Origin of the sequence: Nocardioides sp. (genome assembly GCF_016462705.1) — a bacterium.
In the GTDB taxonomy this organism is placed as follows: Bacteria; Actinomycetota; Actinomycetes; order Propionibacteriales; family Nocardioidaceae; genus Nocardioides.
In genome coordinates, this window is the sequence record NZ_JAEMSS010000005.1 from 14,444 (window position 1) to 34,559 (window position 20,116).

16 protein-coding genes are annotated in these 20,116 nt (G+C 71.6%); 12 read left to right on the top strand and 4 right to left on the bottom strand.

What is annotated here, in order from left to right:
- The first annotated feature begins 209 nt into the window (after positions 1-209).
- From JHD21_RS01185 to JHD21_RS01205, 5 genes are read left to right on the top strand one after another with little or no spacing between them, the layout of a single operon-like run.
- Entirely contained in the window at positions 210-1,586 is a 1,377-nt protein-coding gene (locus JHD21_RS01185; RefSeq protein ID WP_292671029.1) for an ABC transporter substrate-binding protein, read from the top strand.
- 30 nt (positions 1,587-1,616) lie between these two features.
- Complete coding sequence (locus JHD21_RS01190; RefSeq protein ID WP_292670978.1) at positions 1,617-3,926, top strand: ABC transporter permease; 2,310 nt, start codon at positions 1,617-1,619, stop codon at positions 3,924-3,926.
- Positions 3,913-4,641, top strand: coding sequence for an ABC transporter ATP-binding protein (locus JHD21_RS01195; RefSeq protein ID WP_292670979.1), 729 nt, complete (start codon positions 3,913-3,915; stop codon positions 4,639-4,641). Before JHD21_RS01190 ends, JHD21_RS01195 begins: the two co-directional genes overlap by 14 nt.
- Positions 4,641-5,396 (top strand): ABC transporter ATP-binding protein, encoded by a 756-nt coding sequence (locus JHD21_RS01200; RefSeq protein ID WP_292670981.1) that lies wholly within the window; start codon positions 4,641-4,643, stop codon positions 5,394-5,396. Before JHD21_RS01195 ends, JHD21_RS01200 begins: the two co-directional genes overlap by 1 nt.
- On the top strand, positions 5,393-5,764 hold the full coding sequence (locus JHD21_RS01205) for a hypothetical protein (RefSeq protein WP_292670982.1): 372 nt from the start codon (positions 5,393-5,395) through the stop codon (positions 5,762-5,764). The genes JHD21_RS01200 and JHD21_RS01205 overlap by 4 nt, the downstream gene beginning before the upstream one ends.
- Positions 5,765-5,781: 17 nt before the next feature.
- On the opposite strand, the gene JHD21_RS01210 is transcribed toward JHD21_RS01205, so the two are convergent.
- Positions 5,782-6,477, bottom strand: coding sequence for a class I SAM-dependent methyltransferase (locus tag JHD21_RS01210; RefSeq protein ID WP_292670984.1), 696 nt, complete (start codon positions 6,475-6,477; stop codon positions 5,782-5,784).
- Positions 6,478-6,539: 62 nt separating this feature from the next.
- Between JHD21_RS01210 and JHD21_RS01215 the strand changes: the two genes are divergently transcribed.
- From JHD21_RS01215 to JHD21_RS01230, 4 genes are all read left to right on the top strand, one after another.
- Positions 6,540-7,592, top strand: a complete 1,053-nt coding sequence (locus JHD21_RS01215) for a MoxR family ATPase (RefSeq protein WP_292670986.1) — start codon at positions 6,540-6,542, stop codon at positions 7,590-7,592.
- An 84-nt stretch (positions 7,593-7,676) separates the two neighbouring features.
- On the top strand, positions 7,677-8,831 hold the full coding sequence (locus JHD21_RS01220) for a DUF58 domain-containing protein (RefSeq protein ID WP_292670987.1): 1,155 nt from the start codon (positions 7,677-7,679) through the stop codon (positions 8,829-8,831).
- Positions 8,832-8,838: 7 nt separating this feature from the next.
- Positions 8,839-11,163: a transglutaminase domain-containing protein gene (locus JHD21_RS01225; protein ID WP_292670988.1), complete on the top strand. Its 2,325-nt coding sequence runs from the start codon at positions 8,839-8,841 to the stop codon at positions 11,161-11,163.
- Complete coding sequence (locus JHD21_RS01230) at positions 11,163-11,990, top strand: class I SAM-dependent methyltransferase (RefSeq protein WP_292670989.1); 828 nt, start codon at positions 11,163-11,165, stop codon at positions 11,988-11,990. The genes JHD21_RS01225 and JHD21_RS01230 overlap by 1 nt, the downstream gene beginning before the upstream one ends.
- Here the strand turns inward: JHD21_RS01230 and JHD21_RS01235 are convergent.
- Positions 11,987-13,774 (bottom strand): hypothetical protein, encoded by a 1,788-nt coding sequence (locus JHD21_RS01235; RefSeq protein WP_292670990.1) that lies wholly within the window; start codon positions 13,772-13,774, stop codon positions 11,987-11,989. The genes JHD21_RS01230 and JHD21_RS01235 overlap by 4 nt on opposite strands.
- Positions 13,775-13,965: 191 nt before the next feature.
- On the opposite strand from JHD21_RS01235, the gene JHD21_RS01240 reads away from it, so the two are divergent.
- Positions 13,966-14,844 carry a phosphotransferase gene (locus JHD21_RS01240; RefSeq protein ID WP_292670992.1) on the top strand — a complete coding sequence of 293 codons (879 nt, stop codon included), beginning with the start codon at positions 13,966-13,968 and terminating at the stop codon, positions 14,842-14,844.
- Here JHD21_RS01240 and JHD21_RS21870 read toward each other — a convergent pair.
- The gene (locus JHD21_RS21870) at positions 14,834-17,092 is read right to left on the bottom strand and encodes an esterase-like activity of phytase family protein (RefSeq protein ID WP_365695300.1); all 2,259 of its coding nucleotides are present in this window, start codon (positions 17,090-17,092) and stop codon (positions 14,834-14,836) included. The two genes, JHD21_RS01240 and JHD21_RS21870, sit on opposite strands and share 11 nt — an antisense overlap.
- A 289-nt stretch (positions 17,093-17,381) precedes the next feature.
- Between JHD21_RS21870 and rpsA the strand changes: the two genes are divergently transcribed.
- Entirely contained in the window at positions 17,382-18,881 is a 1,500-nt protein-coding gene (gene rpsA, locus JHD21_RS01255) for a 30S ribosomal protein S1 (protein ID WP_292670994.1), read from the top strand.
- A gap of 22 nt (positions 18,882-18,903) precedes the next feature.
- Positions 18,904-19,947, top strand: coding sequence for a GDSL-type esterase/lipase family protein (locus JHD21_RS01260; protein ID WP_292670996.1), 1,044 nt, complete (start codon positions 18,904-18,906; stop codon positions 19,945-19,947).
- 13 nt (positions 19,948-19,960) lie between these two features.
- Here JHD21_RS01260 and JHD21_RS01265 read toward each other — a convergent pair whose 3' ends face one another.
- Positions 19,961-20,107 carry a hypothetical protein gene (locus JHD21_RS01265; RefSeq protein ID WP_292670998.1) on the bottom strand — a complete coding sequence of 49 codons (147 nt, stop codon included), beginning with the start codon at positions 20,105-20,107 and terminating at the stop codon, positions 19,961-19,963.
- Between the last annotated feature and the right edge of the window lie 9 nt (positions 20,108-20,116).

Below are 20,116 nucleotides of genomic sequence, written 5' to 3' on the forward strand. Positions count from 1 at the left end.
GACGTTATGTCGCTGCGGGGGGTCGCAGGAATCCGTGGCCGGCAACAACATGGCCACAATTTGTTCAGACACGCAAACTTCTTCTTCCCAACCCGCGACCGATGGGGTTTGATGTGGTCGCCGTCACGGAGGGGGCGACATCGAGGGAGGAAGTCAGCATGCGGGCAGGGATGGGTCAGAAGCGCCGGGGCAAGGGTTTCCGGTTGAGCGTGGTAGCCGCGGCGCTGGTGCTGGTGGCCGGCGCGTGCTCGTCGGACCGTTCCGACGACGACCCCGGTGGGGACGACGGCACGTCCGGCGCGTCCGCCGACCTTCCCACTGACACCTTCGGTGACCTCGAGTCGCCCTGTGGTGAGGGTGACGCCTCCGGTGCCACCGAGCAGGGAGTGACCGACGACTCCATCGCGATCGGCTACGGGGACGACTCCGGCTACGTCAACGCGCCCGGCCTCAACGAGGAGATGGGCGACGCGATGGACGCGATGATCGCCTGGTGCAACTCGGTCGGTGGCATCAACGGTCGCGAGATCGTCGGCCACCGCTACGACGCCGCCCTCGACAACGCGGCGCAGGTCATCGTCGAGGCCTGTGGCCAGGACTTCATGATGGTCGGCCAGGGCTTCGCGGGTGACGAGGACATGGAGGCCGACCGCATCGACTGCCAGCTGGTCACGGTCCCCGGCTTCACCCTGTCCAGCAGCGCGAACAACGCGCCCATGAGCTACCAGCCGCTGCCCTTCCCGGTCGACCAGCTGAGCGTGGCGCGTGCCGAGCTGACCCTCGAGACCTTCCCGGAGGCCGCGTCCTTCGACTTCATCGGGCACGACTCGCCGTTCACCCAGCTCGCCGAGGGCCGCACGGAGGCCGTCATGGCCGCCGCCGGCGCCGAGGTGGCCGGCTGCGGTGTCGTCCTCAAGTCCGCCGGCGGTGACAACTACCGCGCGCTGGTGCAGCGCTACCAGGAGTGCGGCACCACGGTCCTCTTCGACCAGGGCACGCCGACCCCGGCGACGTTCTCGTTCCTCGACGCCATGCGGGTCGAGGGCTACGAGCCGACGCTGCTCACCGACGCCACGTGGTACGCCGACGTGGTCAAGTCCGCCAACATCGACGGCCTGACCGAGGGCGTCAACGTCACCATGCAGTTCCAGCCGTTCGAGAACGCCGACGCGGTCCCGGCCGTCGCCGACTACCTCGCGGTGATGGGCGCCAACGAGGACGCCGCGACCGGTCTGCTCGGGATGCAGTCGACGTCCGCGTTCCTCCTCTGGGCGACTGCGGCCAAGGCATGTGGGTCCGAGCTGACCCGGCAGTGCATGGTCAACGAGCTGTCGCAGGTGACGTCCTGGACCGGTGGCGGGCTCCACGCCGAGGCCAACCCCGGTGGCAACGAGCCGCCGAAGTGCAGCCTGCTGATGACGCTCAAGGGCGGCACCTACGAGCAGATCGCCCCGGCGACCAAGGGTGAGTTCTACTGCGCCGACTCCTCGCTGGAGACCCCGGAGAGCTCGTGGGGCGTGGAGCTCAACGAGGACCGGATCGCCACCACCTACCTGACCGACGACGTCATCGTCCCGGAGGCCTGACCCGACGCGGCGAACGGAGGGGACTAGCGGGTGGAGCAGTTCCTCACCTACACGTTCCTCGGACTGGTGCTCGGCGCCGTGTACGCCATCGCGGCGTCGGGCCTGGTCCTGACCTACACCACCTCGGGCATCTTCAACTTCGCCCACGGGGCGCAGGCGATGCTCGCGGCGTTCACCTACTGGCAGCTCACGGTGCCGTGGGGGCTCCCGCCGCTGGTGGCGTTCGTGCTGGTCGTGGGCGTCTTCGGACCGCTCGTCGGCATGGTGCTGCACCAGGTGCTGATGAAGGGCCTGCGCGACGTCGAGGAGGTCACGAAGGTCGTCGTCACGGTCTCCGTGCTCCTCGGCATGGTCTCGCTGGCCACCTGGATCTGGGACCCCGCCGAGCCGCGGTCGGTCGCGCTGCTCTTCGGCAACGCCAACTACGTCGACCTCGGCGGCGTGAAGATCCGCTACGGCGAGATCTTCGTGATCCTGGCGGCCGTCGCGCTGGCCGTGGGTCTGCGGCTGCTCTTCACCCGGACCCGGCTCGGCGTGGCGATGCGGGGCGTCGTCGACGACCCCGACCTGCTCCGCCTCAACGGCTTCAACCCGGACCGGATCGCCCTCACCAGCTGGGCGATCGGGTCGGCGCTGGCGGCGTTCGCAGGAGCCGTCGTGACGCCCATCGCGGGCGGGTCGCTGGAGGCGACGACCCTGACGCTGCTGATCATCGACACGTTCGCGGCGGCCATGTTCGGCCGGCTGCGCAGCATCCCGCGGACCTTCGTCGGTGCGATGGTGCTCGGCCTGGCCGCGACGTACTTCCTCGGCTACGCGCCCACCCGGTTCGACTGGGTGTCGAACGTCCGTGGGGCGCTCCCGCTGATCGTGCTGTTCGTCGTCCTGCTCGTGCTGCCCCAGGACCGGCTGCGCGGGCTGGCGCAGATCCGCGGCCGGGAGCGACCCCGGGTGCCGTCGGTCCAGCAGGCGGTGGTGTGGGGCGCGGTCTTCGTCGGCCTTGTCGTGCTGCTCAGCCGGATCGCGGGTCCCGGGATGATCGGCCCGTGGGTCAACGCGATGGCGTTCGCGATCATCGCGCTGTCGCTGGTGCCGCTCACCGGCTATGCCGGGGAGATCAACCTGGTGCCGCTGTCCTTCGGGGCGATCGGGATCATGGTGGCCTACCACACGGGCATCGAGGGGATCGGTGTCGAGTCCCGGATGACCTGGGTGGGCATCGTGGCCGGGATCGCCGCGACCGCCCTGGTCGGCGCGCTGGTGGCCCTGCCCGCACTGCGGCTCCGCGGCCTCTACCTGGCCCTGGCGACGCTGGCGTTCGGCGGGATCATGTCGACGCTGGTGCTGCGCGAGATCAACCCGCGGCACTGGTTCGGCCTGGACATCGCGCTGTTCCCCAACGCCCGGCTCATCGTCCCGCGGCCGGAGATCGGGCCGCTGGACCTGGACGAGAACACCACCTACCTCATCGCGCTGTCGATCGTCTTCGCGGTGCTGGGCATCGCCGTCATCGCCCTGCGCAACAGCGGCTACGGCCGGCGCCTGGTCGCCATGCGCGACAGCCCGGCCGCCACGGCCATGCTGGGCCAGTCGCTGATCCGGCTGAAGCTCGGGGTGTTCGTGTTCTCGGCGTCGATCGCGGGGCTCGGCGGCATCCTGATCGCCTCCGCCCAGGGGTCGGTCTCCGGTGACGACTTCCTGATCACGGCCAGCCTGGTGCTGGTCATGCTCACCGTCGTGGGCGGCGTCAGCTACGTCAGCGGGGCCCTGTTCGGTGGCGTCGTCGTCGGGGTGGGGCTGTCCGCCCTCAACGGCACGTCGGCCGGGCTGGGCGCGGACATGCCGGACCTGGAGCCGACGTTCCTGGTCCTCAGCCACCTCGGCGCGCTGGCGATCGCGCTGACCGGGATCGGGGTCAACCACAACCCGAGCGGTGTGGTGCACGCGATCTCGTCGGCCTACCGGCCGCTGCGGGCGGCACCACCGGTGCTGGCCGGCGGAGCGGCAGCGGTCGCGCTGCTGGTCGGGCTCAACCTGGCCGGGGTGCTGGGGGACTGGGCGTTCGCGCTGCTGACCATGGTCGTGGTGTTCGCGCTGCCGGGTCTCGGTGCCCGGTTCATGCCCGAGCGGGTGCTCACGCCCGAGCAGCTCGCCGCCCGGGCCACACCTCGCGAGACCCCGCCCGAGATGCTCGGGCTGGACGTGCCGCTCACGATCGACGAGCGCCTCGAGCTCGACGCCGGCCTGGGTCTGCCGGCGGCGGCCGCGGCCGCCATGGAGCTCCGCGCCGACCCGGATCCGGTCGTCGGGGAGCAGGAGCCGGCTCATGTCCCTGCTTGAGACGCGCGGTGTCACGGTCCGCTTCGGGGGCACGACGGCGGTCGACGCGGTGGACCTCGCCCTCGAGTCCGGGCAGGTCACGGGTCTGATCGGGCCCAACGGCGCCGGCAAGACCACGCTGTTCAACGTGATCACCGGGATGCAGCGGCCGACGTCGGGCTCGGTGCTGCTCGACGGCAGCGACATCACGCGCAAGTCCCCGGGGAAGCGGGGCCGGCTGGGCGTGGCCCGGACGTTCCAGCGGCTGGAGCTGTTCCTCTCCCTGAGCGTGCGCGACAACGTGCGTGTCGCGGGCGACATCGTCAAGGCGTCGCGACGCGGTGGCTACGACGTCGAGGCCGAGACCCAGCGGGTCCTCGAGCTCACCGGACTGGCCGAGATCGCCGACCGGGAGGTCGCGGACATCCCGACCGGCCGGGCCCGGGTGGTCGAGGTGGCCCGAGCCCTGATGACCCACCCCCGGCTGCTCCTCCTCGACGAGCCGGCCTCGGGCCAGACCGAGCAGGAGACGGAGGTGTTCGCGGCCATGCTGCGCGCACTGGCGGACGACGGGCTGGGGATCTGCCTGGTCGAGCACGACCTCTCGCTGGTGATGTCGCTGTGCCGGACCATCCACGTCCTCGACCGGGGGCGGCTGATCGCCAGCGGCACGCCGGACGAGGTGCGGGCCACGCCCGAGGTGGTCGCGGCCTACATCGGAGCGGAGGTCATCTGATGAGCGGCACCGAGGTGCTCGCCCCGGCCGTGGTCGGGCCCACCACCGCACCCGTGCTCGAGCTCGCGGGCGTCACCGCCGCGTACGGCCCGATCGAGGTGCTGCACGGCGTCGACCTGCAGGTCGGCGCGGGTCAGGTCGTCGCGCTGCTCGGCCCCAACGGCGGTGGCAAGTCGACGACGCTCAAGGTCGCTGCCGGCCTGGTGCCCGCGACCGCCGGCGACGTCCGCTACGCGGGCCGGTCGGTCAACGGGGTGACCGCGCAGGAGGCCGCGGCCCTCGGGGTGTGCATGATCCCCGAGGGGCGGGGCGTCTTCGCCAACCTGACGGTCCGGGAGAACCTCTGGCTCGCCACCGGGACCGGCCCCTCGCGGACCGCGGTCGAGGAGGCGGCGTTCGCGCGGTTCCCGATCCTCGCCGACCGCCGCAACCAGCTCGCGGGCTCCATGTCCGGAGGCGAGCAGCAGATGCTCGCCCTGTCCAGGGCCCTGGCCTCGGACCCGGTCGTGCTCCTGCTCGACGAGCTCTCCATGGGGCTCGCGCCGATGATCGTGACCGAGATGTACGAGACCGTGTCCCGGCTCGTCGAGGAGGGCATCTCCGTCCTCGTCGCCGAGCAGTTCGCCCGCACCGTGCTGCCGATCGCGGACCTCGCTGCGGTCATGCTCCACGGACGCATCACCGCGGTCGGCACCCCTGCCGACATCGCCGCGGACCTCGAGACCGCCTACCTGGGAGGACAAGACTCCAGATGACCAGCACCTCCAGCACCCCCGGCACCGCCGACCGCAGCGCCGCCTTCACCGCCGCCGTGTCCGAGCGGAAGCTCAAGGCCGACGGGGCGTCCGGCGACCGGGTCGCCCGGATCCTCGGCATCGTCCTGATCGTCGTGGGCGTCCTCGTCACCGTCCTCGCCTGGCAGAACTCGCGCAGCCTCGACGACGCGCGTGACATCCAGTCCAACGAGATCCTGGCCGTCGTCGGGCTCGCCGTCACCGTGGTCGGCACGGGCCTCTACGTGGTCGGAGCGCTCGCCCGGGTGCTGCGGCTCTGGCTGCTGCGTCAGCTCGTCGAGAGCCAGGACCGGGCGGACCAGCTGACCGAGGCGCTCAGGGGCAGGTGACAGACCTGGGGCGCGCCCTACGGGCGGAAAGCGCGCACGACCAGGCTCAGCCCGCGGAACCGGCCGACCGGGAGCAGCGACTCGACCGCGAGCGCCGCACGCAGCCCGGCGTTGAGCGGCGCTGCGACCTCTTCCATCTCGCTCTCGCTCTCGTTGTTCGAGCGGCGCATCCGCGCGACCGGGCGGAGCAGCACGTTCCAGGAGGCGATGTCGTGCACCACGAACCCGTGTCGCTCGACCAGGTCGAGCAGGTCCTGCCGTTCGTAGCGGCGGACGTGCCCGAGCGCGACGTCGTGACCGCTCCACAGCTCCATGCCGGCCGGCACGGCGACGAGGAGACGGCCCCCCGGACGCAGCACCCGGTGCGACTCCGCTGCCACGGACTCGTGGTCCTCGACGTGCTCCCACACGTCGGTCGACATCACCAGGTCGACGCTCTGGTCCGCCGCCGGCAGCCTGGTGGCGTCGCCGCGCACCACGTCGAGCCCTCGGGCGGCGCACAGCTCGGCGCCGACCTCGGTGAGCTCGACCCCGGTCACCTGCCAGCCGAGGTCCCGCAGGACGGCGGCGTTGCCGCCCGGCCCCGGGCCCACGTCGAGCGCCCGGCCGGCGGGCACGCCCTTCATCAGGCGGCGGACGAGGGCACGGCGGCCGGCGTACCACCAGTGGCGCTCCTCGAGTGCCGCCGAGCGGCGCAGCTCGTCGTCGTCCATGTCGCTCGGCCTCCCTCCGCGGGGAACCCTAGTCGGCGCAGGACGGCCCTACGATGACCGACATGTCCTCCGAGCCCGTGACCGTGCCGACCCCGGTCGCCCCGCCGACCGCGCAGCCGGCGCCGGCCCCGCCGACCGCGCAGGCGACCGGGCCGCTGACCGCGGAGGAGGCCACCTGGTTCCGCGGGGCCTTCGACCTGGTGACCGACAACATCGCCCAGGCCGTCCTCGGCAAGCGGCACGTCATCCGGCTCACCCTGACCTGCCTGGTCTCGGAGGGCCACCTGCTGCTGGAGGACTTCCCGGGCACCGGCAAGACGATGCTGGCCCGAGGCCTGGCCAACAGCCTGTCGGGCACCCACGCGCGCATCCAGTTCACGCCCGACCTGCTGCCATCGGACATCACCGGTGTCACGGTGTACGACCAGGGCCACAACCGGTTCGAGTTCCATCCTGGGCCGGTGTTCCACCAGCTGATCCTGGCCGACGAGATCAACCGCGCGTCGCCCAAGACCCAGGCCGCCCTCCTCGAGGTCATGGAGGAGGGGCAGGTCACCGTGGACGGGGTCACCCACACGGTGCCGCGTCCGTTCATGGTGATCGCGACCCAGAACCCGATCGAGCAGGCCGGCACGTACCGGTTGCCCGAGGCGCAGCTCGACCGGTTCCTCATGAAGACCTCCGTCGGCTACCCGGACGCGGAGGCGACCGAGGAGCTGCTGATGAGCTCCGGCATCCGGGACCGCGCGGCGCTGCTCGAACCGGTGGTCGACCCGGCGATCGTGCAGGAGATGAGCAAGATCGCCGACCGGGTCTACGTCGACCGGGCGGTGATCAGCTACGTCCGCCAGCTGGCCGAGGCCTCACGCGACCTCGAGCACGTCCGGCTCGGCCTCTCGGCGCGCGGGTGCCTGGCGCTGATCCGGGTGGCGAAGACCTGGGCGGCGGCCGACGGGCGCACGCACGTGGTCCCCCAGGACGTGGTCACGCTCGCCTCGCCGGTGCTGTGCCACCGGCTGCTCCTCGATGCTGAGGCGGCGTTCCGCGGGGTCACGGTCGACGACGTCATCCAGCAGCTGATGGCAGCCGTCCCGGCGCCACTGGATCGGGCCTGAGAGATGGCGCGTTCGGGCCCCCGGGCCCGGGGGCTGCCGGCGCTCCGGGGCGTGCGCGGCGTGGGTCGCGGCCTCCGACGACTGGTGCGCGCCCTCGTCGGATCGGTCACCCCGGTGGGACGGTCGGTCCTGCTGATCAGCCTGCTGGCCTGGGCGGTGCACCACTGGCTGGGCTGGCTGGAGTTCGGCGTCGTCGCCGCCATCGGTGCCTGCCTGCTGGCCGCCGCCCTCGTCCTGGTCCTGCTCCCGCAGCCCGCCCACGGCAGGTTGCTGGTGGAGCCCAACCGGGTGACCGCCGGCGAGCCGGCCGCCGCCGAGGTGTCGGTGCGGGCCAGGTGGGTGCCCCTGGTCAGCCCGACCGTGCGGCTCGAGGTGGCGGGGGAGACCCGGTCGATCCGGCTGCCGCTCGTCCTTCCCGGCGCCGAGCGCGCGGAGATCATCGAGGTGCCGCCGCTCCCGCGCGGCGTGCACCCGGTGGGCCCCATGATCCACCTCCGCACCGATCCGCTCGGCCTGCTGCGGCGGCGCTCGCGCTGGGCCGGCGTCGAGGAGCTGCTGGTGCGGCCGAGGCTGACCCTGCTGCGCGCCTTGGACCCGGGACTGATCAGCGACCTCGAGGGGGTCCCGAGCGACCATCCGGCCACCAGCGACCTGGCCTTCCACGCCCTGCGTGAGTACGTGCGCGGCGACGACCTCCGGCACGTGCACTGGCGTTCCTCGGCCAAGGCCGCCACCTTGCTGGTCCGCCAGTACGTCGAGACCCGGCGCAGCGAGGCCACCGTCCTCCTCGACGACGACGTGGCGGCCTACGCCGACGGCGCGGAGTTCGAGGTGGCGGTGTCCGCGGCGGCGTCGATGGCCGTGCGCGCCATGCGCGACGACTTCGACGTGACCCTGGTGTGCGGGGACGTCCACAGCTCGTCGAGGTCGGTCGACGTCCTGCTCGACGCGACCTGCCGGATCACCCAGGGCAGCTCCGACCTGCGCGAGCGGGCGAGACGGGCCGCGGCCTCGGGCGCGGGAAGCAGCCTGGTGGTCCTGGTCACCGGCTCCGGGTGCGACCCGGCCCTGCTCCGGACCGCGGGCGCGGAGTTCCCCGCGGACGCGCTGCGGGTGCTGGTGCGGGTGGAGCTCGGGCAGCCGAGCACCATCACCACGGTCAGCGGGTTCCGGCCGGTCGTGCTCGGACGGCTCGACGACCTCCCGGCGCTCCTCACCAGCTCCGGCGTCGCGGCATGACGGCGCCATGACGACCGCACCCCAGGTGCGCACCGGCCAGCAACGGCTGGTCGACGCGGTGTGCGTCCTGGTGCTGACCGGGCTGGTGCTCTTCGGCTTCGACGAGACCTTCTCCGGTCGTGAGTACCTCGCCACCGGGCTGACCGGGGCCGGGGTGGTCGTGCTGATCGCCATGGCGGTCACCGCGGCCCGGGGGCCGCGGACCGACATCTTCCTGCTGGCCGCCGCGGCGGCGTACGTGCCGGTCGGCGCGGTCACGGCGTTCCGGCCGTTCGCAGAGGGCAGGGTGCCCACGGGCGACGAGCTGCTCGAGGTCCTGACCGCGACCCTGACCGGGACCGAGGAGCTGCTCACCACGATCCCGCCGCTGGACCCCGTCGGCTCGGTCATGGTCCTGCCGTACGCGCTCGGCTTCCTGGGCGCGGGTGCGTCGGTGTGGCTGGCCTTCCGCACCCGGCGCACCTTGGCGCCGGTGCTGCCGCTGCTCATGGCCGAGGCGGCCGTCATCCTGCTCGGTCCCCTGCGGTCGGGCGAGCGGACCCTGGTGGTCGGCGCCGCCTTCGCGGCGCTGGCCTACTGGTGGGCCTCGTGGCGCGCCGGCGACCCGGCGGCTCGCGGCGCCGAGATCAGGCACGCGGGGAGGGGACGGTTCACCCGGGGCGTGGCCGCCGGCCTCGTCATCGGTGTGGCGGTCACGGTGGTCACCCAGCTGGTGCCGGTCGACTCGCTGGACGGGGATCGCACCGTCCTGCGCGGCCGGATCGGGAGCGGGGCCGACATCGACCAGCTCGACAACCCCCTGTCGGCGTTCCGGCGCTACACCGCGCAGAACGACGGGTCGCCCGACAACGTCTTCGCCAAGACCCTGTTCGTCGTGTCCGGACTGGAGGAGCGGTCCCCGATGCGCTTCGTCACCCTGGACGAGTACGACGGCACCGCCTGGCGTGCGGACAACCGCACCGTGCCCGACGCCGAGGACGACCTGTTCCAGCGGATCGGGAGCGAGGTGGCGGCCTCGCTCCCCGGTGAGGACGTCGAGGTGAATGTCGAGATGCGCGCGGCCTACACCGGGGCCTGGCTGCCGTTGGCAGGGCAGCTGACGAGCATCGAGTTCGACTTCGCCGACGGTCGCGCCCAGCGCGAGGACGTGCGCTACAACCCGGCGACCGGCAGCGCGATGGTGACCGGCGGACTCGGGCCCGACGACGACTACACGTTCACCGCGACGCTGCCCACGACCAAGCTCGCCAAGAACTCCGAGGCCTACCCGGTCGACGAGCCGCTCCAGCCCGCGGGCCAGCGGCTCGACGAGTTCCTCCAGCCGTACGTCCGCAGTGGCCGGGACCCGCTCACGCAGGTGCTCCTGCTGGCGCGCTACCTCCAGAAGAACGGCCGCTACAGCGACGGCACCGGCGCGCTCAACGTGCCTCCGGGCCACAACATCAACCGCCTCGCCGCGCAGTTCATCGGCGCGGACCGGATCGTCGGCAACGACGAGCAGTACGCCGCCTTCATGGCGCTCGCCGCCAACCGGCTCAGGGTGCCGGCCCGGGTCGTGGTCGGGACGTTCACGCCCAAGGACGGCAAGGTCCAGGGCCGCGACGTCCTGGCGTGGGTGGAGCTGCGGGTCCGAGACGGGAGCTGGCGGATCCTGCCGACCTCGACCTTCATGTCCAACAAGAGGCCGAGCCGGGACGACGAGCCGCCGCAGTCGCTCGCGGACTTCGTGCAGGACCAGCTCCCGCAGGACGACACGGACAACCCCGACTCGCCCGAGCAGGTGCCGCTCCCCGACGACGACGCGGACCTGGACGAGGGCGAGCAGAGCGGCGAGGATTCGGTGCTGCCGGTCAGCGGCAAGCCCCTGGGCCTCCTCCTGGTCGCCCTGCTCAGCCAGGTCGTCCCCGGCCTCAAGGTGGCCCGCCGGCTGGTTCGTCGGCGTCGGCGGCGGCCGTCAGCGCGGGTGGTGGGCGCCTGGCGCGAGCTGGTCGACCTCGGTGTGGACCTGCGGGTGCCCGTGCCAGAAGGGGCAACCCGCCAGGCGCAGGCGACGGCGCTCGGCGTGCCCGAGGACCTGGCCGGCCGGGCCGACGACCTGATCTTCGCGATCGGTCCGCCTGGCGTCGCGGACGCGACCGACTACGGGCGCGAGGCCGAGCGAGCCCGGCGGGCCCTGGCGAAGCGGCACCCCCTGTGGCGCCAGGTGCGGGCCTTCTACGACCCGAGGTCGCTGCTGGTCCAGGTCCGGCGCCGCGCGGGGTCGCTGTCCCGTCGTCGCCGACCTGCGCTCTCGCTCCCCGGGCGGCGCCGTCCTGCTGCGGGGCGTGCCTGATGGACCACGAGCCGCAACGGGTGCGGGTCGAGCGGCGGCCGGTCTCCGAAGGGGAGTCCCGGGCGGCCAACGGCCCGGACTGGGACCGGTACGCCGACGAGTACCAGGCCACGCACGGGGAGTTCCTCGGCGACGTGGGGTTCGTCTGGGGTCCCGAGGGACTGACCGAGGAGGAGGCGGGCATCCTGGGGGCGCTGGCGGGTCGCGACGTGCTCGAGGTCGGCTCCGGGGCGGGCCAGTGCTCGCGGTGGGTCAGGTCCCAGGGCGGGCGCGGCTACGGGCTGGACCTGTCGCTGCGCCAGCTTCAGCACAGCCGGCGCATCGACGACACGACCGGGGTGGTGGTCCCCTCCGTCCTCGGCACGGCCACTTCGCTGCCGTTCCCTGCTGAGTCGTTCGACGTCGTCTTCTCGTCCTTCGGTGCGCTGCAGTTCGTCAAGGACGTCGACGTGGCGGTCGCCGAGGTGGCGCGCGTGCTCCGGCCCGGAGGTCGGTTCGCGTTCTCGATCACCCATCCGACCCGGTGGTCGTTTCCCGACGACCCGGGGGAGGGCGGTCTCACCGCGACCCAGTCCTACTGGGACCGCACCCCCTACGTCGAGGTCGACGACGAGACCGGACGGGTGGCCTACGTCGAGCACCACCGCACGCTCGGCGACTGGGTCGGGGTGCTGGCGGGAGCCGGGTTCGTCATCACCGACCTGCTGGAGCCCGAGTGGCCCGAGGGGCACGAGCGGGTGTGGGGCGGCTGGTCCGGTCTGCGGGGCAGGTTCACCCCGGGCTCGGCCATCTTCGGCGCGACGCTGGGGCGTCACGCCACGCCCTAGTCCTCGTCGTCCTTCAGCTGGTCGGGGACCTCGTCGGTCGGTTCGATGAGCCCGATCCTCACGGCGGCGACGCACACCGTGTTCTCCCCGCTGAGACCTTCGATCTCGAGCGAGGTCACTTCGCTGGCGATGACGAGCTGGCGCCGGCCGACATCTCCGGCTTCGTTGGTCGGGAGGTCGAGCTCGACCCGGTCGTCGTCGGTGCGCACGGCGATCCGGGCGTCGCTGCCGGTGAAGTAGGTGATCTCCATCGCCCACTCCAAGGCGAACAGGTCACCTGTCAGTGGGATCCTGGTCACCTCGCCGGCGTTGACGGCGTAGCCGCACTCGCCGTCGGGTCCTGGTCCCGCGTTGGTGTGCCCGCCGACCACCGCGGCCGTGCGGAAGTGGCCGGACTCGTCCACCATCGCGTACTGCTCAGCGGGCTGGTTGTACCTGAGCGGCAGGTCGAGCGGCCGGAGCACAGCCGAGATCTTGCTGCCGGCGTCTAGCAGGGCGGGGTTGACGATCTCCTTGGGGACCCGGCTGTCGTAGACGTCGACCGTCCCGAGGTCGCGTGCCTCGGCGAACAGGGTGTCGAAGTAGGGCTTGGGGGACTCGGGCTTGAGGTCGTCCCACACCCGCCCGGTCGTGACGGGGACGACGACGCACACCAACGCCAGGTAGCCCGTCAACCCCCGCCGGAGCCAGGACAAGGTCTCTGGGCGCACGGGTGTCCGGACGGGCACCTCCTCGTCGAGCACGGTGCGAGTGACCAGGAAGAGGGCAGCGAGCACCATCACGGGGACCAGGTCGGCGCTGTAGTGCGGGGAGCGGATTGCGAGGTCCCCCACGAACTCGAAGCGGTTCGTGAAGAAGACCAGGCCCCAGGCGATGAGGGCATGGGTCACGACCATGGCGATGGCAAGCCACCCGCGGCGACGGAAGCGCAGCGCCAGGATCACCAGCAGCACGGTCGCCGAGAACAACCCGAGGGCCAGGGACCCGCTGGCGTCGGGGAAGTAGCCGGAGACACCGGTCGGCTCCGTGAATGGCCCGCCGACCATGGTCGGCAGAGCGAGGTCGACGATCCCGTGGGCGAGGAACGAGAACGCCGCGCCGACAGACCTCTGGACAGGTTCGTCGGGGTGCACCTCCGGCGCGTCTCGGACGGCGTACAGGAAGAGGGGGATGTAGACGATCGTCAGGACCGTGACCGGCCACAGCAAGCGCACGCACCGGCGGACCGCACCACGCAGGTCCGACGGTCCCAGCAGCAGGCAGAGGAAGAGGAGAGGGATGGTGACGACGAGCGACTTCTCCCACATGAACAAGCCGAAGGCATAGCTGACGGCGAGACCCACCGCGTCGAGCACGGACGGGCCGCGCACGAGCATCTTGGCCAGGAACCACAGGCAGAGGCCCATGATGAGGAGGGTCGTGTAGACACCCAGGCCACGGCTCCACCACAGGCTGTCCATGAGGAGCCCCGGGGTGACTGCGAGCAGCACCACCCCAGCCAGGAGGTGGAGCCTTTCGCCGAAGATCTCACGCAGCAACAGGCCCCACACCAGCACCGTGCCGGCTGCGAGCACGGTGGTGGTCGCAGTGGCCCACGCGTAGGACATCGGGTCGAGCGTCGTGACGACCCAGATGAGGCCGAGGGTGCCCGGTGCCCAGTGGCTCGCGATCGGACGGAACATGAAGTCCAGCAGCCCCGTGGTCGGGACCTCGGCGGTGAAGAGCAGGTCGTCCTGGTAGAAGGACCACTGCGACTTCGTGAACAGGTGGAGCCCGGTCGTCACGATCAGGATCGTGAGCCAGCCGATCCGGAACGCCGTCGAGGGCGTTCGGACGACCGCGGCGCGTGGCTCCGTCCTCCTTCGCCGCGGCCCCGGGGCTGGTGCGATGGGTGGTGTCGCTGTCCCCGAGGTGGCCGATGACGCGAGGGGCATGGGCGGAACCGTACCGGTCACCGGCCTGGCAGCATCGCCGTGTGGACGTCTCCGAGCTGGTGCCCCTGACGGGTGGTTGGTCGGGGCGGACGTTCCTGGCCGAGGTCGCGGGGGAGCGGTCCGTCGTGCGGGTCTACCCGCCGGACGAGCGATCGGGCGTGGGGGCCGAGATCGACGCGGCGGTGCTGCGCCTGGTGCGTGGCCTGGTGCCCGTCCCCGAGGTGCTCGAGGTGCGCCCGTCCTCGGCGACCGAGGACCGTCCGGGCGTGCTGGTCACGTCGTACGTCCCGGGGGTCCGCGGCGACGAGCTGCTGCCCACGCTCGGACCCGAGGGGCTGCGCACGATCGGTGCGGTGCTGGGTGGTCTGCTGGCCGACCTCGGCGGCATGCCCATGGTGCGCCCCGGCATGTTCGTCGACGCCGACCTGACCGTCGTCCCCTGGGACCTCGACCTGCCGGCCTACGTCGCCGAGCAGGAGCCGCGGCTGGCCCACTTATCGGTCGACGAGCTGGAGGGACTGCGCGAGGTCGCGGTCGAGGCCCAGACGCTCCTCGACACCGTGCCACGGACCTGCCTCGTGCACAGCGACCTCAACCCCAAGAACCTGCTGGTCGATCCCGAGACGCTGGGGCTCACCGCGGTGGTCGACTGGGAGTACGCCCACGCGGGTCACCCCTTCACCGACCTGGGCAACCTGCTCCGCTTCGACCGCGACCCCGTGCTCACCTCGGCCGTGCTGGAGGCCTACGCCGGGCGCCGCGGCGTTCCCCCGGACGACGCGCTGGCGCTGGCCCGGTCGGCCGACCTGTTCGCCCTGGTCGAGCTTGCGACCCGTCGCTCGGCCAACCCTGTGGCCGAGCGCGCCGACCGGCTGCTGCGCACGATCGCCCGGAGGAGGGACGCGGCGGCTACCGGGTGACCGCCCGTGCGCCCACGTCGGGGTTGTCGGTGAAGAAGCCGTCGATGCCCGCCCGGAGGAAGGCCCTGAGCTCGCCGGCGAGGTCGCCCGGCGCGTTCGGGTCAGCATTGCTGCGGAACTGCGCGGGCAGGAACTGGTTCTCCACGCGGAACGTGTACGGGTGGACGACGAGCCCCGCGTCGTGGGCGTCCCGGATCACGGGCGTGGGCGTCAGCAGCCGGCCGGAGGCATCCCGGGGGATCAGCTGGTCCTTGCAGGCACCGAGCCCGTCGGCGTACCTGGCGACCTGCTTCAAGCCGGCTCGGGTCACCAGGTCCTGGTAGGTCCGCGGGTCGCCGGCGACCACCAGGTCGTAGGGACGCCCGGAGCACCCGGTGAGCTGCACCAGCGGGAAGTCGGTGCGCCGGTCGAGCTGGCGCAGGTTGCCGGTCTCGAAGCTCTGGATGAAGACCGGGTCGCCGGCCTCGTAGCCGTTCGCGTCCAGCGTGCCGAGCAACGGCTCCTCCAGCGACAATCCGATCCCGTCGAAGTAGGTCGGGTGCTTGGTCTCGGGGTAGACCCCGACCTCGTCCCCGGTGCAGGTCCTCGACCGGCGCGCCAGGTCCAGCACCTCGTCGAGCGTGGGCACGGCGTAGAGCCCGTTGAACGTCGCGTTGCGCGGACGCACGCCGGGGATCCGCTCGACCGCGCGCAGGGTCTTGAGCTCGGCCAGGGTGAAGTCCTCGGTGAACCATCCGGTCAGTGGGACCCCGTCGATCGTCTTCGTGGTCCTGCGGGCCGCGAACTCCGGCCGGGTCGACACGTCGGTCGTGCCGCTGATCTCGTTCTCGTGACGGGCGACCAGCACCCCGTCCTTGGTGGAGACGAGGTCGGGCTCGATGTAGTCGGCGCAGGCGAGGATCGCCCGCTCGTAGGCAGCGAGGGTGTGCTCGGGGCGGGCGCCGCTGAACCCGCGGTGGCCGATGACCAGGGCCCGATGCCTAGCGGGCGCCTGCTGCTTGAGCAGGTCGACCACGATCATCTCGGTGTCGTCCGGCGTGCCCGGCACCCGGGCGTCGTCGCCCGGGTAGTTGTTGTCGTTCGCGAGGAGCAGCCGCCCGTCCCGCAGGCGCACGACCGTCTCGACGGAGACCATGGGGAAGGAGAAGGGGTCCGAGACCCCGTAGGCGCCCGGGGACGACGCCAGCCCGATGTCGTCGGGGTTGGCGATCTTGAGCAGATCGAGCGTCAGCGTCTTCTCGAGGTAGCCGTCCGGTTCGGCGCGGCGAAGGTCGACCTCGTAGACGCGCTTGGTGACGGCCGCCTCGCCGTCGTAGTTGTCCCGCTCCAGGACGAGCATCCGGCCCTTGCGGACGGTGAAGGCGTCACCGACCACGTTGGCCGCGTCGTCGACCTGGTAGGCCCACCGCTTCCCCGTGTAGGCGCCGGCGCGGGTGTCGAACTCGTAGATCCAGCGCCGCCGCTTGTCGGTGTCGTCGGTGAGCGCCCCCTCCACGACCGGGTAGAGGCGCGAGCCGTCGGGTGACGCGGCGAGCGCCTCGAAGCCGCGGCTGGCCGGGATCCGCGGGGTCTCGGACCCGAGCTCGGGATGCTGCGGGGACTTGCCGTCGGGGAACCCGTACGGCGCCTCCAGGACCTTGCCGCTCGCGCTCACGTGCAGCAGGAACGGCCCGAACTCCTCGCCGACCCAGAACGTCCCGTCGGGCGCGCGGACGAGCGACTCGATGTCGAAGTCGCCCCCGGTGAGGAGCCGCTCCGGCGTCGCGCCGTTGACGATCGGGAACGGCACCTTGCCGTCGGGGTCCGAAAGCGACACGAAGCCGCGCACCTCCAGGCGGCCCGGGCCGCCGTCCGCGGTCTCCCAGTCCGGCTTGACCTTGTAGATCCGCAGCAGGAAGTCGGTGGAGTTGGTCTTGGTGCCGAAGCCGTTGTCGGGCATCGCCCACAGCCGGCCGTTCTCGCCCTCGACCACGGCGGAGAAGCCCGGGATCACCTGGCCGGCGAAGGGGCCGGTGCGTCCGTTCGCCGGGGTGGCCTGGGCGCCCGACGGCGGCCCCGTCTCGAGGTGGTCGGCGGACAGGGTGGCGCGGGCGGTCAGGGTCGGGACGACGACCTTGCCGCGCTGGTCGCCGCGGTCGGGTGACGGTGCCGCGGCCCCGAGAGAAGGCGCTGTGACGAGGGAGGTCGCGACGACCGCCACCAGGGCGGAGGAGGCGACGGCGAGGGGGATCCGAGAGGAGAAGCGCATGCCGGGAGGCTGGCGGCCGTCGGCGTCGGCCCCGCCTCGGGCGAGGGACGACGAGGTGAACGTCCGGTGAGCGGGCGTGGGTCAGGTCGCGGGTTGGACCGCGCGCCGTGCGGCGGCGTACGCTTGGCGACTGCGTGAGACGTCTGCCTGCGTCCCGGACGGAGTGGACTCTCGCTCGCTATTGATCCCTTGAAGATGTCGCCCATCCGGTGGCGCTCCACTCTCGATAGTGAAACGGACCTCGCACGCGCCCGCACGACATCTGCCCACCCGAGGATCACATCCCCTTATGACATCCACTCTCCACCCGAGCACCCTGCAGGACTTCGACGCGCCCCAGGTGGCCGTCAACGACATCGGCTCCGAGGAAGACTTCCTCGCCGCGATCGACCTGACCATCAAGTACTTCAACGACGGCGACATCGTCGAGGGCACCATCGTCAAGGTGGACCGCGACGAGGTCCTGCTCGACATCGGCTACAAGACCGAGGGCGTCATCCCCTCCCGCGAGCTGTCGATCAAGCACGACGTCGACCCCTCCGAGGTCGTCTCCGTCGGTGACCAGGTCGAGGCCCTCGTCCTCCAGAAGGAGGACAAGGAAGGCCGCCTGATCCTGTCCAAGAAGCGCGCCCAGTACGAGCGCGCCTGGGGCACCATCGAGCAGGTCAAGGAGGAGGACGGCGTCGTCGAGGGCACCGTCATCGAGGTCGTCAAGGGCGGCCTCATCATCGACATCGGCCTGCGCGGCTTCCTGCCCGCCTCGCTCGTGGAGATGCGTCGCGTGCGCGACCTGCAGCCCTACGTCGGCCAGGTCCTCGAGGCCAAGATCATCGAGCTCGACAAGAACCGCAACAACGTGGTCCTGTCGCGCCGGGCCTGGCTCGAGCAGACCCAGTCCGAGGTCCGCCACGGGTTCCTCACCCAGCTGCAGAAGGGCCAGATCCGCAAGGGTGTCGTGTCCTCGATCGTCAACTTCGGTGCGTTCGTGGACCTCGGCGGCGTCGACGGCCTGGTGCACGTCTCGGAGCTGTCGTGGAAGCACATCGACCACCCCTCCGAGGTGGTCACCGTCGGTGACGAGGTCACCGTCGAGGTGCTCGACGTCGACATGGACCGCGAGCGTGTCTCGCTGTCGCTGAAGGCGACCCAGGAGGACCCGTGGCAGCACTTCGCCCGGACCCACCAGATCGGCCAGATCGTGCCGGGCAAGGTCACCAAGCTGGTCCCGTTCGGCTCGTTCGTGCGGGTCGAGGAGGGCATCGAGGGCCTGGTGCACATCTCCGAGCTGGCCGAGCGCCACGTGGAGATCCCCGAGCAGGTCGTCCAGGTCAACGACGACGTCATGGTCAAGATCATCGACATCGACCTCGAGCGTCGCCGGATCTCGCTGTCGCTCAAGCAGGCCAACGAGACCGCCACGGCGACCGTGGTCGAGGACTTCGACCCGACGCTCTACGGCATGACCGCGACCTACGACGACCAGGGCAACTACGTCTACCCCGAGGGCTTCGACCCGGAGACCGGCGAGTGGCTCGAGGGCTTCGACGACCAGCGTGCGATCTGGGAGGAGCAGTACGCCAAGGCGCACGCTCGCTGGGAGGCGCACGTCAAGCAGCAGGAGGAGGCCGCCAAGGCCGAGGTCGAGGCCAGCGAGGCCACGTCCTACTCCAGCGACTCCGCCGATGTCGACGGTGGTGATGGTGGCGAGGGTGGCGGCGAGAGCGGCTCGCTCGCCTCCGACGAGGCGCTGCAGGCGCTCCGCGAGAAGCTCACCGGCGGCGCGAGCTGACCACCACCACCCGCTGATCCCGGTGGGTCGCAGAACCGCAGCCACGAGTGCGGCCAGCCTGGTGCTGGCCGCACTCGTGTGCGTACCGGGCCAGGCGCCCGCCACCGTGCCCCCGGCCGAGCCGGCCCGGGTGATGCTCGTCGGGGACTCCAGCACCCAGGGGTCGACGGGTGACTGGACGTGGCGCTACCGGCTGTGGCAGCACCTCGACGCGACGGCACCGGGCCAGGTGGACCTGGTGGGCCCGCACGACGACCTGTGGGACCAGTCTTCGCGGACCTACGGTCACCAGACCTACGCCGACCCGGCCTTCGACCGCGACCACGCGGCCCGGTGGGGGCTGAGCCTGGCGTTCCCGGAGCGACCCATCGCCCAGTACGTCGCCGACTACCAGGTCGACGCCGTGGTCGAGCTCCTCGGGATCGACGACCTGGTGTTCCTGGGGCACGACCCCGCCCACGTGCGGGCCGACGTCGAGCGGCTCGTCGCACACGCACGCTCGGTCAACCCCGAGGTGGCCGTCGTGCTCGGCGAGCTGATCCAGACGTGGTTGCCGGGTGCGACCGACCTCAATGCCCAGCTTCGTGAGGTCGCGGCGGACCTCGACGAGGCCGGGTCCCGGGTGGTCGTCGCGGAGACGGCAGACGGCTTCTTCCGGCGCCGGGACACCTACGACAACAGTCACCCGAACGCGCGGGGCGAGGTCAAGATCGCGGCGGCCGTGGCGGACGCCCTGGCCGTGACCGGTATCGGAGCACCCGCCGCGAGGCCGCTGCCTGCTGTTCCCGTCGGCCCGCGGATCCCGGTGGTGCTGCACGGCGAGGTCCGGGACGGCAGGGTCAAGCTGCGCTGGACGTCGTCCCCGGGGGCCGACGGCTATCGCGTGCTGGTCCGCCGTCCGGCGACGAGCAAGACCTGGAGGAAGCTCGGTGACACGACCCGGCGCCGGGTCACCGTCCGGGGCCTGACCCCGGGGGAGCGGGTCCAGATCGTCGTTCTTCCCCGGAAGGGGAAGGACCTCGCGGAGCTGGATGTGCGCTCCAACAGGCTGTCGCTCCGCCCCTGACGTCCAGGAAACGTCAGCCGGCGGACGGCGCCCGGAACATCGGGTCGTCGGCGTGCGAGCGGGGCGGCTGGGTCGGGCCCATGCCGTCGTGGACGTAGAGGCGGACGGTCTGGACGGCCAGGACCGCCGCGATGGCGAGGAGGATGAGGAGTGCGGTCATGGCAGTAAT

Excerpts from the sequence above, each read along its gene's own strand:
- JHD21_RS01195 (WP_292670979.1), top strand. The coding sequence starts at position 3,913 with ATGTCCCTGCTTGAGACGCGCGGTGTCACGGTCCGCTTCGGGGGCACG.
- JHD21_RS01200 (WP_292670981.1), top strand. The coding sequence starts at position 4,641 with ATGAGCGGCACCGAGGTGCTCGCCCCGGCCGTGGTCGGGCCCACCACC.
- JHD21_RS01205 (WP_292670982.1), top strand. The coding sequence starts at position 5,393 with ATGACCAGCACCTCCAGCACCCCCGGCACCGCCGACCGCAGCGCCGCC.
- JHD21_RS01210 (WP_292670984.1), bottom strand. The coding sequence starts at position 6,477 with ATGGACGACGACGAGCTGCGCCGCTCGGCGGCACTCGAGGAGCGCCAC.
- JHD21_RS01215 (WP_292670986.1), top strand. The coding sequence starts at position 6,540 with ATGTCCTCCGAGCCCGTGACCGTGCCGACCCCGGTCGCCCCGCCGACC.
- JHD21_RS01225 (WP_292670988.1), top strand. The coding sequence starts at position 8,839 with ATGACGACCGCACCCCAGGTGCGCACCGGCCAGCAACGGCTGGTCGAC.
- JHD21_RS01230 (WP_292670989.1), top strand. The coding sequence starts at position 11,163 with ATGGACCACGAGCCGCAACGGGTGCGGGTCGAGCGGCGGCCGGTCTCC.
- JHD21_RS21870 (WP_365695300.1), bottom strand. The coding sequence starts at position 17,092 with ATGCGCTTCTCCTCTCGGATCCCCCTCGCCGTCGCCTCCTCCGCCCTG.
- rpsA (WP_292670994.1), top strand. The coding sequence starts at position 17,382 with ATGACATCCACTCTCCACCCGAGCACCCTGCAGGACTTCGACGCGCCC.
- JHD21_RS01265 (WP_292670998.1), bottom strand. The coding sequence starts at position 20,107 with ATGACCGCACTCCTCATCCTCCTCGCCATCGCGGCGGTCCTGGCCGTC.